Raw genomic sequence first — 16,234 nt, forward strand, 5'->3', positions numbered from 1 at the left:
TTACAGGCTATGCAAAGGGTATTGGCTATCATGCTGATCTTCAAAACATAGTGCGGACTAAAAAGGTGGGTAATTGATTTAATTACCCACCTTTTTAATACTATTGACTTACGCACTCCAAAATACTAAATGGCGAGGTTGTGGGGATAATCCTGTTTAATTCAAGACCAGCATTATTGAATAGTTGCCTGTATTCCTGTTCTGTTCGTTCACAGCCGGGTAAATACTGCAGCATTTGCAGGTCAAGTAATTTTGCCGGCGACGGTTCGTTTCCTTCAGGTACTATCATTTCCACCACCAGCACCTTGCCGCCATCGGTCATCGCGTTACGACAATTTTGAAGCAAAGTAACACATTGATCATCGTCCCAGTCATGTATAATATGTTTCATGATGTAGGCATCGCAACCTACGGGCACGCGTTCAAAAAAATTACCGCCTACCAATTCGCACCGTTCTGATACGCCATGGGTTTTTATTAACTTTTCGGCTTCAGAAACAATAGCCGGCATATCGTACAATACCCCTTTTACAGTGTTATATTTAGCCAGTATAGATGCCAGTAAAAACCCATGCCCGCCGCCTATATCTGCCAAAACCGAAATAGAAGAAAAATCGTAGCCAGTCACTACCGCCACACTTGAAAAAGCACTGTTGCTCGTCATAGCGTCATTAAATACCCTGCCGGCATGCGCATTGCTCCAGAAATAATCAAAAGCAGGCATGCCATGTACTTTTTCAAAAGAAGGCATGCCGGTTTTAACGCTGTACGATAGCTCGGCCCAGGTTTGAAATTGCCAATCGGTAGTGATCATTTCTGCAAAGGCCCGTAAACTGCCTGCCGAATCACTGCGTAAAGGTTCTGCTAAGGGTGTAAGGGAAAACTTCTTTTCTGCATCCTCTGAAAAAACACCTACGCTCGCACAGGCCCGTAATACCCTATAAAGAGAACGGGCATGAACATGTGATCGTTGCGCTAATTCTTCCGCTGTTTTTGCACCATCTTTTAAAAGATCGGCGATATACAATTCTGCACATACACCAATTGCCCGCGATACTGCAAAACCAAAAAGCAATTGCATCAATTGCACCGGGGGCGGAGGGGCTTGTGTCATAAACGGTTGCTTTATAGTGAGATATGTAAAGCAATTTACAATAAGTTTTGCTTATTAAATGCGGCTTTACACATTATGGTCAGCTTTTCCCAACTTTTGTAAAGGTCACGTTTATTTGAGCTATTAAGATGTTAAATATTCTTATCCTCTATGATCCTGAAAAACTCATCGCGATAGGTATCGCCTACTGGAATGATCTTATCACCTATTTGGATGCGGCTGCGTTCAATGCTATCTATCTTATTGAGGGCTACTATGTATGATTTGTGTACCCGCACAAAATGTCTTTCAGGCAAGGCATCTTCCATCTTTTTCATACCCTGCAGGGTTATGATGCGCTCCGCGGGGGTAAATATGGATATGTAGTCTTTTAAACCTTCAATAAATAAGATATCGTGCAGGTAAACCTTTTGTATTTTATGCTCCGTTTTAACAAAGATAAAATCGGTCGAAAAATCGTCTTGCTGCATCAGTTCGGGTTGCTGCAGAGGTTTAATTACTGGCTGTATAATGCTTTGCGCCTTTTGAACAGACTTAAAGAAGCGGTCAAACGCAATAGGTTTAAGCAGATAGTCAACCACGTCAAGCTCATAGCCCTCCAGGGCATACTGCGGATAGGCTGTTGTTAATATCACTTTGGCTTTGCCGTTGGCTATCTTTAAAAACTGTATGCCGGTAAGCTCAGGCATCTGCACATCTAAAAATACCAGGTCAACATTGCCAGCTTGTACCAAAGTTAAAGCTTCAATGGGATTGGTTGTGGCTTTAGCCAGCTGCAAAAAAGGCATTTTGGAAATATAATCTTCCAATATATGCAGGGCTAAAGGCTCATCATCAACTACCAAACATCTGATCATGCTGTAAAAATAAGTGTTTATCGTTAATTTTTTACTGCTGTTAAAGCGGTATAAGTTCAACAGACTTATAAAATATTTCGGCCCCCTCTGATTGCAGAAGTATCTTTCCTTCAGACAAAGAAGCCTTGCCCCAGTTTACCAGGTGACCGTTCACATAATGCTCTATCTGGTTGCCGTTGCATATAATTTCAATAGTGTTCCATTCGCCGCGCGGGTTCTCAAAGTTTGCTGTACGAAAGATATGTTTTTGGTCCCAGGCTGTTTCCCATTTATTGGGCGAATCTACGTTAGAATGTTGTACGCACCATATATCGCCGCAATCCTCTTCCTGCACTTGGCATTCTATTGATTTCGGCCAAACGGTGTCCTTCTCCGTTTCGGCAAAATGATACAGTATTCCCGCGTCGCGTTTGCCTGTTTGGCGGGGGGCATATTGTTTGGTGCCCCATTTAAATACAACTTTGAGGTAATAATTGGCATACGATTTTTTTGTGCTCATATAACCAAAATATTTACCCATTACATGTACTGCTCCGTTTTCAACAGCAAAGTTGTTATGAATATCGTTGTCTTTACCCAAGGTATCCAGGTATGTGTACCAGCCTGTTTTGTCCTTGCCGTTAAATAGTTTTTGTACGTTGATCTCCCTGATCCAAATATTGCGGAATGATACCGGAAATTCATGTTCCTGTAGCATTAAAGGCTGTGTGAACGGATGTTTCTGGTATTTGGGCTGTCCAACATGAGCAACCGTTCCCTTTATTTCTACGTGGTTTTGTACCAGAATGCCGTTGTGTACAACTGTAATATAAGCCGGTGTTTTTATAGTACTGTCCAGGTTAAAGCGTGGGGCAGTATAAAATATATCGTATTTTTGCCATTCACCGGGCTTGAGCGAGGCATTAACCAATGGCACATGCTGCTTATAGATAGCACCCGCCTGTCCGTTTGAGTAGGTGCGGTTTTTATAGCTGTCCAATATCTGCAGTTCATAACGGCTTTGGAGCAAAACACCGCTGTTGCCCCTTTCCTGACCTTCACCCTTAACAATGGCCGGCGAACGCCATTCTACATGCAGCTGGCAATCAGCAAAGTTCCTTTTGGTTATGATTGACCCGCTGCCAGGCTTAACCGTTAGTACACCATCTTTAATTACCCATCCCGGTGGCATACCCTTTTGGTTGGTCCATTGGTCAAGATTTTTACCGTCAAATAAAACAATAGCATCAGACGGAGGCCCATTGCCAATACCGGGCGTTACCAATGCAGGTTCGGGATCCCAAACCTCTGTAAGTTTCGGGTCATTTTGAGCAAAGCAGTTATAACCGCAGGCTGAAAGGAGAAGAATCAGCAAGGTATTTTTTAATTGGCTCATGGTTTGGCTTTTATACTATAAAACTATGGATAATTCACAAGTATAAGTATCAACCTCGTCCCTTATATTTAATGTGTGCTTTTCGGGATAAAGCAAATTGAGCCTTCTTTGTACATTGTTTAACCCTATTCCGCCTGATGGATCGCGGTTATGGGTATGCTTTTTATTTTGGATGTAAAAATGCAGCTTACAATCATCTACATTGATCAATAATTTTATAGGTGTTGTTACGTCATTCGCCACCCCGTGTTTAAAGGCGTTCTCAATAAATGCAATAAGCAATAACGGTACAATTTGCTGATTGGTGACGTTGCCCATGACCTTAAAATCAATGAAGGCCTTGTTTCCAAAGCGTATTTTTTGCAGGTCGATATAATTATGCAGGTATTGCAGCTCCTTGCTCAAGTCAACTTTGTTGTCATTACATTCATACAGCATATAGCGCATAATTTCTGACAGCTTAAGGATTGCTTCGGGCGTGGTTTCAGAACGCTGGTAGGCCAGCGAGTAAATGCTGTTTAAAGAGTTAAATAAGAAATGCGGGTTTATCTGCGATTTAAGAAATGCCAGCTCAGCGCTCAATCGCTGGTTTTCAAGGTCATGCTGTATACGTTCATTCAAAAACCAGTCGGTAGTAAATTTAAGCACGGTACTTAAAAAAACGAAGATAAGACTGGTAAAAACCGTGCTCAAAAAATAAGAACCAAATGTAATTACCTCGCCTTTCATACGCACCAGCACATAATCCTTAAACAGCAACCCTACGCCATATTTGCCAAAGCCATAGGCAATAATGGTAACAATAATAAACAGCGCATATGCCCAGTAACGTTTTTTATCCAAAAACCTGGGAATATATATCAGGAAATTAATGTAGAACAAGCTTATGTTAATGGCCGGGTATAACAGGAACAGGATCATGAGTTCCCTGTTGCTTAATTTGGTATTGCTATGTGCCAGGAATATAAAAAGAGATATGATGCCCAACCAAAAGAACAAGTGCCAAAATATCTGCCAGCCGGTTTTTATGATATGGGTTTGTTTATCTGACGAAATTAAAGCCTGCATGCTTTTGTTTTTTAATTGCCTTTATATAAAAGGTAATGGCATCTAATTTAATATTTTGATTGTTATGTGTTGATACATTTATATGTAGTATTCTATTTTATCGATGAACGGGTAATTATAATCGATGAACCGGTTATTTTAATAAATTAACCGTTCATCTATAAACTAAGTGTGTTGGTCTAATACTTTTTAGCAGGTTAAATTTTTAGTATTTCTTTGTTCTATCAAATCACACACAATGAAAACGCTTATTAAAAATTCGAATCCTTTTGTAATGTTACTGATACCTGTAATGTTTGCACTTATATTAGGTGTAAGCTATCAGTTTAAACAAAAAAAGGAATCATCATTAATTGGTACTTCGGTTCATGCCACTTCGTTGTTTTATAAAGGTGTAACGTTAATTAAAACAGTTTGCACCGTAGCGAAGGATAATAATTTATGGTAATACAAATTGAAGCGTAATCCTTCAATTTTAACGACCGGCAAGTAGCTAATCATTAGCATTGCAGGTTCCCGAAAGCGGTATATGTGGTTTTCCCGCTCCTAAGCGGCGCCGGGGAAACCACTGCTTCAAACTAAACTCCTGTTAAACCCGCTAACAACCCACAAGGCGGCGTCTGTCTTTAAACAGGATCTTCAAAAAAATCATATCGATATATTATCCCCAATGGAGTCGCTCATCGCGCGCCTGTATTTTATCAGCATCTTAACGGCAAATGGAATGTATTAACCGATGCTTTGGTTACAGAGACCGGAGCGTATGGACATACATGTGAGATACAATGATTACTGTAAACTGCCGTTCAAGATAACGTAAAGAGTTGGAGGCTTCCGCCCATATAGTGATCAGCTCTCTCCTTTATCATTCAATATCTCAGCAATCAGGCTTATCCTGATAGAGCGCTTATTAAGCGAGCAGGTACAAGCTAAGAGTTGGAATGTAGATTTGCTACGCCTGTGAAAGGCTGCGAATTTTTTACAGACACCTGGCATCGGGGATAGGTTTATCCAGATAGTGATTCGGCTGGATGAAAAACGAGTGGGGGGTAAACCCATGACAGAAAAACCTTTAAAAGCAAAGAAGGCTCCGGGTTATCCGGAGCCTTCACAATAATATTTAATTGATATTATTTTTGTTTGAATTGAACGCGACGGTTTAATACGCGGCCTTCTTCAGTTGAGTTATCAGCAATTGGGTTGGTTTCACCGTAACCTTTTACTTTAACTTTTTTAGCATCAACACCTGAGTTAACTAAGTAAGTTTTTACTGAGTTAGCGCGGTCTTTTGATAAAGACATGTTGTGAGCAGCAGTACCTTCAGATGAAGCGTAACCATCAACTTCAACAGCTTTACCAGATGACCTTAAGTCAGCTGAAGTAGCATCTAATACTGGGTAAGATGAAGTCCTTAATACTGAGCTGTCAAATTCAAACTGGATGTTTGAGTAAGCAGTAGCAGCAGGAGCAGCAGCGGTAGTATCTTTAGGGAATACGATAACGCAACCTGAACCATCAACTACGCTACCAGCAGCAGTACCTGGGCATTTGTCAAACTGATCAGCAACACCGTCACCGTCTGAATCTTTTTTCAGATCATTAACAGCATTTTCAACATTTGTTACACGGCCTTTTAAAGCTTCAACTTCCTGACGTAATGCAGCATCGTACAATTCGTCATACATTAAAGCTACTGGGTTTACCCACTCTAAGCTTGGTTTTGATTTTGAACCTAAAGTAAACTCTAAGCCAGCATATCCGTAACCATATTTATCTTTAGTAGGGTAGCCTCTTTTAACACCGTCAAAGTTATCACCATCAACAAATGTTTCAGTGTAGCCTAAGTTTAAGGCAACCGCATCGCTCAGTCTGAATTTAACACCAGCACCAACTGGGATAATCAGTTCTTTAACGAATTTGCTGGTTCCTGTACCATCAGGCTCGCCTGCGTGGCCATCCCAATCAACTACTGTACCGTTTTTGTAAGTAACTTTAGGTGTGTATAAAGCTAAACCGGCACCTGCAGTAACGAAGAAATTCACTGAATTTTTGCGTCTTAAGAAGTCAATTGTAGCAACGTTTACTACACCGCTTAAAGTACCTGACCAAAATTTGGTTTCAAATTCAGAAGCGCTGTAAAGGCTTTCATAGCCATTGTCTTTGCTGTTATCGCCGGCTACTTTACCACCACGTAAATCCAATTGTAAACCAAATGAATGTGCAAGTTGCTCTCTGAATGAAATTCCGTAACCTAATTGTACTTTGTTGTGTGTAAAGTCATTTGAGCCACCGGTCGCAACTGATGGTGACGTTGCACCAACGTTTACTCCAATGCTAAATTTTTTGTACTGTCCTAAACCACCAAATACCTTGGGAGTAGTAGTTTCAGACGACGTTGTAGTTGCTGTGGTAGTTGTTGCGGTTGAATCTGTTTGTGCATTCACCATACTTACAACCATCAAAGAAGCAAATGACAATGCGACTGTTTTCTTTAATGTAGAATAATTCATAGTTTTTAAGATTAAACGATTTTAATTGTGATTTTTTTCAAATTTAGTAATTATGTTTGAAACCATGACCAAACATTGTTCCAAAAATTGTAATAGTTACACAAATAAAGAAAAAAAAATGATAATTAGCAGATAAATATGAAATATCCCCCAATTGAAAATATTCTATTTACAAATAATAGAAAAAATTTCGTTTCAAGAACAAAACATAACTCGATCGCCATTTTTCATGCTAATGATGAATTTCCAAGAAGTGGCGATCAAGCCTTTTTGTTTAAGCAAAACCCGGATTTTTTTTATCTCACAGGGATAGATCAGGAGCAAAGTATACTTGTTTTATACCCGGATTGTCCTAATAAGGCATACAGAGAAGTACTTTTTTTAAGACAAACCAATGAACATATAGCTATTTGGGAAGGGTATAAATATACCAAGGAGGAGGCCAGGGCGGCTTCTGGTATTGAAAACATATGCTGGCTTACAGAATATGAAACCACTTTGCAAAGTATTATTAACTATGCCGAACATATATATATAAATACTAATGAGAACGATAGGTACAGTCATGAAGTACCTTACCGCGATTTGAGGATGTACGAAGCTTTAAAAGGAAGATACCCCTTACATAAGTATGAGCGTTCGGCACTGATATTGCGCGACCTGCGCGTTGTAAAATCAGAAATTGAGATAGCGCTGACCCAAAAAGCCTGTGATATTACAAATGACGCGTTTGTAAGGGTGCTGAAATTTTTGAAGCCGGGTGTTGCTGAGTATGAAATAGAAGCCGAAATAACACATGAGTTTTTAAGGCAGCGCGCCACCGGGCACGCCTATAACCCTATACTCGCCTCGGGCAAAAATGCAGTGGTGCTGCATTATACCGATAATAACCAGGTTTGTAATGACGGCGATGTGATACTTTTTGATTTTGCTGCCGAATATGCTAACTATAACGCTGATATGAGCCGGTCGGTACCGGTTAACGGGCGCTTTACCAAACGCCAGCGAGCTGTTTACGATGCGGTTTTACGTGTAATGCGTGAGGCTGTTAAAATGATAGTTGCCGGAACCGTGTTGAATGACTATCAGGATGAAGTGGGTAAAATAATGACGGGCGAGCTGATAGGTTTGGGTTTGCTGGATAAGCATGACGTTGAAAAACAGGACTCTAAGGCTCCGCTTTATAAAAAATACTTTATGCACGGCACCTCACATCATTTAGGTTTGGATGTACATGATTTTGCAAGCCGGTATAAAGCATTTGAGGTAGGTAATATATTAACCTGCGAACCCGGGATTTATATACCGGAAGAAGGTTTGGGCATCAGGATCGAGAATAACATCCTGATTACAAATGATGGTAACCGCGACCTGATGGCTCATATACCTATAGAAGCCGAACATATTGAGGAATTGATGAATAGTTGATTTTTGAGCGGTTAAAACAATTTAGCCAGTTATTAAATTGTTAATTAATCATAAACTATACATAAGTATCTACAAAACTATACAGATTGAACTTTTTATCGCTTAAAGCTTTGGCTACATCCTGCCAAAGCTTTTTTTTATCAACGTGTTGCGTTAATTTTTGCTGAATAAGTTTGTATGCTTTTTCGGTCATTAACAATTCGCGACGGTTATTTTGCAGGTTTGCTGATGACCTGATAAATGCCGCAACTTCGGCAATACCACTTGCCTCTGATGCGATGGTTTTAAATACCGGTGGTTGTTCTCCGTTTTTTTGCCCGATTATCTTCTTTAAATTATTTTCAAATACATCGGCACCGGCCCTGTCGGCTTTGTTAATGATAAATGCATCGGCAATTTCCATTAAACCGGCCTTTATATGCTGTATTTCATCACCTCCCTCGGGCACCAATACCACAAGGGTGATATCGGCAAGCCCTGCAATCTCAACTTCCGACTGGCCTACGCCAACCGTTTCAATCAATACATAATCAAACCCGGCTGCACGCAGTACATCTGCCATTTCAATGGTTTTGGCCGATAAGCCGCCTAGAGAACCGCGGGTGGCCAGGGAACGTATAAAAACATCAGGATGGTTAAAATGCGATGCCATCCTGATCCGGTCGCCAAGCAATGATCCAAAATTAAATGGCGAAGTAGGGTCGATGGCCAAAACCGCTATTTTACTGCCATCCTTTAAAAGCAGGTCAATTAATGAATTTACCAGGGTGCTTTTACCGGCTCCCGGTGGCCCGGTTATACCTATAATAGGTGTGTGTTCTGCAAAGCTTAAATTTTTCAGCAGTTCATTGGCGCCCGCCAAATCATTTTCAACAACAGTTAAGGCACGAGCAACCTGTTTAAAGTTGCTGCAATTAATTATCGCCGGTTGGTTAAAAATAGTTGCCACATTAATGTTTGTAAGTACAAATGAATAAAATTATCGTTACATAAGTTAATTTAATCTTTATTATTGCAGTTGTACAACTGTTAGTTTGGTAACAGGTTATTACATGTAAAAAGCACGATGCCCGGTATTGATAAAACAAAAATATCACATATTTTAATCAGCAGGACTGATGCTATAGGCGATGTAGTGCTAACATTATCAATGGCCGCTTTTATAAAAGAGCTGATTCCTGGCGCTATGATATCGTTTTTAGGGCGCACCTATACCCAGCCTGTTATAGATACCTGTACAGCGGTTAATAGTTTTATAAACTATGATGATATCAGGAAATTGCCGGTAAATGCGCAGGCTAATTATCTTCGGGATAAAAATATTGACGTTATTATTCACGTTTTTCCAAACAAACATGTGGCGGCTATAGCCAAAAGCGCGGGCATCAGGCTAAGAATAGGCACCACAAACAGGCTATACCATTGGTTTACCTGTAATAAACTGGTTAAGCTTAGCCGTAAAAAGTCAGACTTGCATGAAGCCCAGCTCAATCTTATTTTATTAAAACCATTGGGATTAACCAATGTCCCTTCACCAAACCAAATAATTAAGCACTATAGTTTTGAGCGTATTATATCACTGCCGGCATCATTGTTAAATATTTTGTCCAAAGATAAATTTAACCTGATTTTTCATCCAAAATCACATGGCAGCGGTATGGAATGGGGGCTTAACAATTTTGCCGGGCTCATTGATAAGCTATCACCGGGTAAATTCAATATCATCATCACCGGATCCGAAAAAGAAAAACTGTTATTGAGCGAGTGGATAAAAACGCTGCCGCCGCATGTAATTGATATGAGTGGCAAAATGACACTGCCCGAACTGATAGCATTTATTTTTAACGCGGATGGCCTGCTGGCATCGGGAACCGGACCATTGCATATAGCTGCTGCAGCAGGCATCAACACGCTTGGTTTGTTTCCGGCACAAAGGCCCATACACCCGGGCAGGTGGGCGCCTTTAGGTAAACGGGCTGGTTATGTGGAAAGCGTTGCAGATAATTTAAATAGTATTACTATTGATACGGTTGCCGCTAAAATTAACGCGTGGACTAAATAACTTATCTGATGCAAATTACCAGTAATAATACCGGCATATCTGTTGTAATACCTAATTATAACGGTAAAAACCTGTTGGCTAAAAACCTGCCATTTGTATTTGCTGCCCTTGAAAGGACTGGATGTTCTTATGAGGTTATTGTATCTGATGACGCTTCAACTGATGATAGTGCCGATTTTATTTTGAAAAATTATCCCGGGATTATATTGATCAGGAGCGACGAAAACAAAGGATTTTCTGTAAATATTAATAAAGGTATAGCAGCAGCCAGCCTGGAGCTCGTTTTACTCTTAAATAGCGACATTAAGCTTAGCGAAGATTATTTTACTGGCCAGCTTAAATATTTTACCGATGCCGATACCTTTGGTGTAATGGGCCTTGTTCTTGATGAAGCAACTGATAAAATGGTTGAAGCCTGCAAATATCCGCGCAACTCTTTATTCAAGATCAATCACCTGAAAAACCTGGATATTGATGGCCACGGTACGCCCGTATACAGTTATTATTTAAGCGGAGCCAATGCTTTGGTAAACCGGCAAAAGTTATCAGAACTGGGTGGCTTTAACGAAATATTTTCACCATTTTATCACGAAGACCTTGACCTCTCCTTAAGGGCGTGGGAAAGTGGGTGGAAGTGTTATTATGAACGCAGCGCTGTATGCTGGCACGCGGTATCGGCAACTATAAAAGCGCACAGCTCAAAAAACACTGTCAAAATTATAAGTACACGCAATAAGCTGTTGCTGCATTATTTTCATCTGCAGGGCATACGCTTATATTTGTGGAGCGTTATTACATTTTTATCATTGCTGGTTAGGTGGATAAGCGGTAAAATGTATTATTACAAAGCATATAGCCTATTTATAAAAAAAATACCTGCAATGCGCAATACTAAACAGCGTTTTATAAAAACAGCTGTTGCAAAACAGCAATATATACCTTTTATAACTGTTAAGAAAAGTATTATTAAAACGCTTGATCAAACTTTTAAAACCGATAAAAAATGACCGTGCTACCGGAATTTATTAGGCAAATTGAAAAGCCGGTTTATAAATACAAATACTCTGTATGCACCCTGGTTACCCGTAAAGAGCAATATCTGGAGATGTTAAGCTCCTTTATAAAAGGCGGCTTTACAGAAGATATTTGCGAATATTTGATTGTTGATAACAGCGTCACCAATCAAATGGATGCTTATCAGGGGCTCAATTCTCTTCTGCAAAATGCAAGTGGCGAATATGTGATTTTATGCCATCAGGATATTGAACTTATTGGCGAAAATAGCAGGCTGCAGCTTGAACAACGGATTGCTGAGATCACTGTAATTGATCCTAACTGGGCTGTTTTGGGCAACGCGGGTGCTGCCGACAGGCTATACAACCGTTTGGCTATAAAAATAGCCTATCCCGATGGCTTTGTTGATATAAAAGGACAATTGCCGCAACAGGTTGGCAGTCTCGACGAAAACTTTATGCTGGTTAAAAATAGCGCTAACCTTGCTCTTTCAGGCAATATAGGCGGCTATCATTTATATGGATTGGACCTGTGTATGGTGGCCAGGCTATTAGGATACTCGGCTTATGTAATTGACTTTTTGCTTATTCATAAAAGCGCCGGTAATGTTGACCAATCTTTTAAAGAAACATTTGTGCTGGTAAAAAGAAAATACACCCTGTTTATGAAGGGGCGTTATGTAAATACCACTATAGTTAAATTCTATTTATCAGGTTCAAAAATTAAAAACTGGCTTTTTAACACCCGCGTGTTCAGAAGGGTTATTAAAACAGCTGAAGAAATAAAAACTAAATTGAGTAAAGCTTAATTATATAATGCTTTCCTGACGTTTATCATCAATACATGAAACAAACATTAGTATCTGTTGCGCTTTGTACCTATAACGGCGAAAAATATTTAAAAGAGCAATTAGAAAGCATTATTAATCAGGTATATGAAAATTTAGAGATCATAATTGTTGATGATTGCTCAACTGATAAAACTTTTTCAATAGCCTCTGAATATGCAGCGGCTGATCCGAGGATAAAGTGTTTTCGGAATGAAAGTAATTTAGGATTCAATAAAAATTTTGAACAAGCAATAAATTTAACCACGGGCGATTTTATTGCAATAAGTGATCAGGACGATATTTGGCTTGATACAAAAATTCAGGATTTATTGGATAATATCAAAGACAATTGGATGGTTTTTTCTAATTCTGTTTATATAAATGCCAACGGTGCTGAAATAGATAAAAAGCTATTGAACAATTTTTCGTTTGAAAACGGAAATTATAAGAACCTGCTTTTAGGCAATTTTGTTACAGGCCATACAAGTTTAATTTCCAGGGATTTTTTAAAGTATGTTTTACCTTTTCCCCCAACTGGATATTATGACAGGTGGATGGGTTTTGTTGCTATTTATCATCACAAATTAACTTATTTGGATAAAGTACTAACAAAATACCGCATACATGATCAGTCTGTAATTCAAAAAAGTTTGCAGGACGATCAGGAAAGTTTAAGGAGGTTACACTATAGCCTAAACAAAAATATGCTGACGTGCTGTTTAAATTATAAAAATTTAAAAGATGAGCATAGAAAGTTTATACAGGATTTAACAAATGAATATAAACAAATAGATTACCCATATTACAACATTAAGCTTATAATAATCCTTTACCGCCATTATTTAGAACTATTTCCTGAACTTAAAAAAAGGAAGGGAATATCCCGGCTTTTATTTGTTCTGAAATATACCAGACGAGTTAGAGAATAATTGGTAATAATTTATTTGCCGGATAGAATAAATTGACCGGCCCGTGTACCATAACTATTGAGTTATAAGTTATGTTACCGGTAATATACTAATTACTATTAGCTTTGCATCTTTTATAATTACAGATATAGATGAAGATTTATTTCAGACTTCTTTCTTTTGCCAGACCAATAGGGAAATTTGCTTTTCCATATCTTATATGTACCATATTTTCGGTTATATTTAATACGCTCAACCTGGCCCTGCTGGCCCCCTTGCTAAAAACAATTTTTGATCCGGCGCCCGCGCATCAGGTATTAAAAAAGCCCGAGCATTGGCTAAACCTTTTAGAAAATTTTAACTACTATGCCCATTTGGCAAATCAGCAATACGGAGCTTTAGGGGCGTTAAAATTTGTATGTGTAGCTATTGTTGTTTCGGTATTGCTGAGTAATTTGTTCAGATATTTTTCGCAGCGTATAATGGAAAGTTTGCGGATATATACCTTATTAAATTTAAGACGGACTGTATTTAACAACGTAATGAACCTGCACCTGGGTTATTTTAGCAATGAGCGTAAAGGCGATATCATTTCAAAAATTGCGGCCGATGTACAGGTAGTGCAGTTTTCAGTAACTGGAACATTGCAGGTAGCTTTTAAAGAACCTTTTCAATTAATAGCTTATTTGATAGCCTTGTTTGCGTTGTCTGTTAAACTCACCTTGTTTTCTATGCTTATTATACCGATTTCGGCATTCATTATTTCAAGGATAGTTAAACGTCTAAAGGAGCAGGCGGCCGAGTCGCAGCAAACGTATGGCAATATGATTAGTTATCTTGACGAAGCATTGTCAGGCATAAAAATTATAAAAGCATTCAATGCTGTATCTTTTATAAAGAACAGGTTTGATCAGGAAAATCAAAAATATTCAAAGATCACCCGTTCAATGGCCAAAAGGCAGCAAATGGCCTCGCCGGTATCTGAATTTTTGGGTGTTTTAATGGTAGCCGGTATCGTATTATACGGTGGTTCACTGGTTATTAATCATACCGGTACATTAACTGCCGAGAATTTTATTGTATATATTGCATTATTCTCGCAGGTAATGCGCCCGGCAAAAGCCATATCCGATTCGTTCAGCAATATACATTCAGGCATTGCCGCAGGCGAGCGGGTACTGGCGCTTATTGATGAAAAGCCATTGATAACGAATGCTCCCAATGCCGAAACAATCAAAGACTTTACAAAAAGCGTGCGGTTTGAAAATGTGTCGTTTGCCTATAAGAACAAACCTGTTTTAAATGAAGGCGGGACCAGTAGCGTTGAAGCAGATAAATATGTATTAAATAACCTTAACCTGGTTATTCCAAAAGGTAAAACAGTGGCGCTTGTTGGTCCTTCGGGTGGCGGTAAATCAACCCTGATGGATCTGCTGCCCCGCTTTATTGAACCGCAATTGGGCTCAATATGTATTGATGACAAGGACATTCAATCAGTTACCATGGAATCATTAAGGGCGCTGATGGGGATTGTGAACCAGGAATCAATATTGTTTAACGATACCATATTTAACAATATCGCCTTTGGTAAAACCGGGGTAACGCAAGAGGAGGTTGAAGCCGCCGCTCGTATAGCCAACGCTCATAATTTTATTATGGAAACTGATAAAGGTTACCAAACCAATACCGGCGACAGGGGTACCAAGCTATCGGGGGGGCAACGACAAAGGATTTGTATTGCAAGGGCAGTGTTAAACAACCCGCCCATTATGCTGCTTGACGAGGCTACATCGGCTTTGGATACAGAATCAGAGAAACTGGTTCAGGACGCGTTGAACAATTTGATGAAAAACCGTACTTCATTAATTATTGCACATCGTTTAAGTACCATACAAAATGCCGATATTATTCTTGTATTGGAAAAAGGGACGGTTGTTGAACAGGGCAACCATCAGGAATTACTTCAAAATAATGGTATCTATAAAAAACTGATAGATATGCAAACCTTTAATGTGGATTAGAAGGGTTCAAACGTAAAAAGAAGCAGGTAAAATACTTCATTTAACAAAGCCTAAATGGCACTTGAAACCCGTTTTGCAGGCCGTTTAGCGATCTTATGGATAATAAGATTTAATCTGTTAAAGCGGGACTTGTATTCGCGGTCAAATACTTTTTTAGAATATAGAACTTTAACTTAAGAAACAATTTGACGTTAAGCTGTAAATATTTTTTATTCATCCACAGTATCCGGAAAGCTATAGCCATAGGGTATTTAAATCCGATCAACTGATCAATGAAGTTTTTAAAGGTGCTTTTTTCAATATAAATAATTTGCTTCGGTGTAAGGGTTTCAACATTTATAGGCAAATGCCGGTGCCATTTATTATGAAATATCAAACTTTCTCTCATCCAGGTTTTATCATAAACACCTTCAGAAAAATGGTCAAGCAGTATCTCAAAAGTAACAGCCACCTTATATTTCTGACCTACAGATAAAGAAAAATCCAGATCGTATCCGTGAAAGCCTTTAAAGGTGATCTCATCAAACATAATTTCCTTCATTACACTTTTGGTTGTGCACATCCATACGCCATCAACACAGGCCACTTTTGAAATGCGTTCGTTATTAGGATTGCGGTAAATATGTTTTGATTCTTTCTTCTTGTGTTTAAATGACTGTATAATATTAACATACGTTGTATTTACACCCATTCCGCCCCAGCCTGATGGTGTTAATGGTTTATAGCTGCTGCCCGCAACACCCACTAAACCTAATTGAGGGTCGTTTTTAAATAATGAAACTATTACCTGGCCCCAGTTATTGGTTTTAATAAGTATGTCCTCATGCATAAAACATAAAATATCATACCGGGCCTTTAACATGCCTTTATTATAAACAGCGCAAATGCCCTGTTCGCCGTTACTATTATCAGTAGCAATTATTTCGAAGGGTACGCCAATTGTTGCCGCAACATTTTCACTTACTTGTTGTAAAAAAGCGCTATTGGCAGATGAAATAATAATAGAGATCATTAAGTAAAATGTAAAGTAAAAAATAGCAGATGTGTT

The 16,234-nt window shown here is 39.0% G+C and carries 14 protein-coding genes; 7 read left to right on the forward strand and 7 right to left on the reverse strand.

Translation table 11 applies throughout. The features are described 5' to 3' along the window. Positions 1-100: 100 nt before the first annotated feature. The 4 genes from J2W55_RS12435 to J2W55_RS12450 all read right to left on the reverse strand — a co-directional run bounded on the left by J2W55_RS12435 (position 101) and on the right by J2W55_RS12450 (position 4,414). Positions 101-1,114: a methyltransferase gene (locus tag J2W55_RS12435; protein WP_310096126.1), complete on the reverse strand. Its 1,014-nt coding sequence runs from the start codon at positions 1,112-1,114 to the stop codon at positions 101-103. A 131-nt stretch (positions 1,115-1,245) separates the two neighbouring features. Continuing rightward, entirely contained in the window at positions 1,246-1,971 is a 726-nt protein-coding gene (locus J2W55_RS12440; protein WP_310096129.1) for a LytR/AlgR family response regulator transcription factor, read from the reverse strand. A 40-nt stretch (positions 1,972-2,011) separates the two neighbouring features. After that, on the reverse strand, positions 2,012-3,346 hold the full coding sequence (locus J2W55_RS12445) for a 3-keto-disaccharide hydrolase (RefSeq protein ID WP_310096131.1): 1,335 nt from the start codon (positions 3,344-3,346) through the stop codon (positions 2,012-2,014). 15 nt (positions 3,347-3,361) lie between these two features. Continuing rightward, complete coding sequence (locus J2W55_RS12450; protein ID WP_310096133.1) at positions 3,362-4,414, reverse strand: sensor histidine kinase; 1,053 nt, start codon at positions 4,412-4,414, stop codon at positions 3,362-3,364. Between the two features lie 238 nt (positions 4,415-4,652). Between J2W55_RS12450 and J2W55_RS12455 the strand changes: the two genes are divergently transcribed. Further along, a complete protein-coding gene (locus tag J2W55_RS12455) occupies positions 4,653-4,862 on the forward strand; it encodes a hypothetical protein (RefSeq protein WP_310096135.1) in 210 nt (69 codons plus the stop codon). Positions 4,863-5,544: 682 nt separating this feature from the next. Here the strand turns inward: J2W55_RS12455 and J2W55_RS12460 are convergent. Then, the gene (locus tag J2W55_RS12460) at positions 5,545-6,924 is read right to left on the reverse strand and encodes an OmpA family protein (protein ID WP_310096137.1); all 1,380 of its coding nucleotides are present in this window, start codon (positions 6,922-6,924) and stop codon (positions 5,545-5,547) included. Between the two features lie 138 nt (positions 6,925-7,062). Between J2W55_RS12460 and J2W55_RS12465 the strand changes: the two genes are divergently transcribed. Then, positions 7,063-8,352, forward strand: a complete 1,290-nt coding sequence (locus tag J2W55_RS12465) for an aminopeptidase P N-terminal domain-containing protein (RefSeq protein WP_310096139.1) — start codon at positions 7,063-7,065, stop codon at positions 8,350-8,352. A gap of 55 nt (positions 8,353-8,407) precedes the next feature. Here J2W55_RS12465 and meaB read toward each other — a convergent pair whose 3' ends face one another. After that, positions 8,408-9,301, reverse strand: a complete 894-nt coding sequence (gene meaB, locus J2W55_RS12470) for a methylmalonyl Co-A mutase-associated GTPase MeaB (RefSeq protein WP_310096141.1) — start codon at positions 9,299-9,301, stop codon at positions 8,408-8,410. Positions 9,302-9,418: 117 nt separating this feature from the next. Here meaB and J2W55_RS12475 point away from each other — a divergent pair, with 117 nt between their 5' ends. The 5 genes from J2W55_RS12475 (at position 9,419) to J2W55_RS12495 (ending at position 15,186) form a co-directional block, all read left to right on the forward strand. Further along, positions 9,419-10,414, forward strand: coding sequence for a glycosyltransferase family 9 protein (locus J2W55_RS12475; protein ID WP_310096143.1), 996 nt, complete (start codon positions 9,419-9,421; stop codon positions 10,412-10,414). Positions 10,415-10,422: 8 nt separating this feature from the next. After that, positions 10,423-11,421 (forward strand): glycosyltransferase family 2 protein, encoded by a 999-nt coding sequence (locus J2W55_RS12480; RefSeq protein ID WP_310096144.1) that lies wholly within the window; start codon positions 10,423-10,425, stop codon positions 11,419-11,421. Continuing rightward, entirely contained in the window at positions 11,418-12,236 is an 819-nt protein-coding gene (locus J2W55_RS12485) for a glycosyltransferase family 2 protein (protein WP_310096147.1), read from the forward strand. The genes J2W55_RS12480 and J2W55_RS12485 overlap by 4 nt, the downstream gene beginning before the upstream one ends. A gap of 35 nt (positions 12,237-12,271) precedes the next feature. Further along, positions 12,272-13,186 (forward strand): glycosyltransferase family 2 protein, encoded by a 915-nt coding sequence (locus J2W55_RS12490; RefSeq protein WP_310096149.1) that lies wholly within the window; start codon positions 12,272-12,274, stop codon positions 13,184-13,186. Between the two features lie 131 nt (positions 13,187-13,317). Then, entirely contained in the window at positions 13,318-15,186 is a 1,869-nt protein-coding gene (locus J2W55_RS12495) for an ABC transporter ATP-binding protein (protein WP_310096151.1), read from the forward strand. 109 nt (positions 15,187-15,295) lie between these two features. Here J2W55_RS12495 and J2W55_RS12500 read toward each other — a convergent pair whose 3' ends face one another. Beyond that, complete coding sequence (locus J2W55_RS12500) at positions 15,296-16,198, reverse strand: glycosyltransferase (RefSeq protein ID WP_310096153.1); 903 nt, start codon at positions 16,196-16,198, stop codon at positions 15,296-15,298. Positions 16,199-16,234 lie beyond the last annotated feature (36 nt).

It is taken from the genome of Mucilaginibacter pocheonensis (genome assembly GCF_031456535.1).
GTDB lineage: Bacteria > Bacteroidota > Bacteroidia > Sphingobacteriales > Sphingobacteriaceae > Mucilaginibacter > Mucilaginibacter pocheonensis.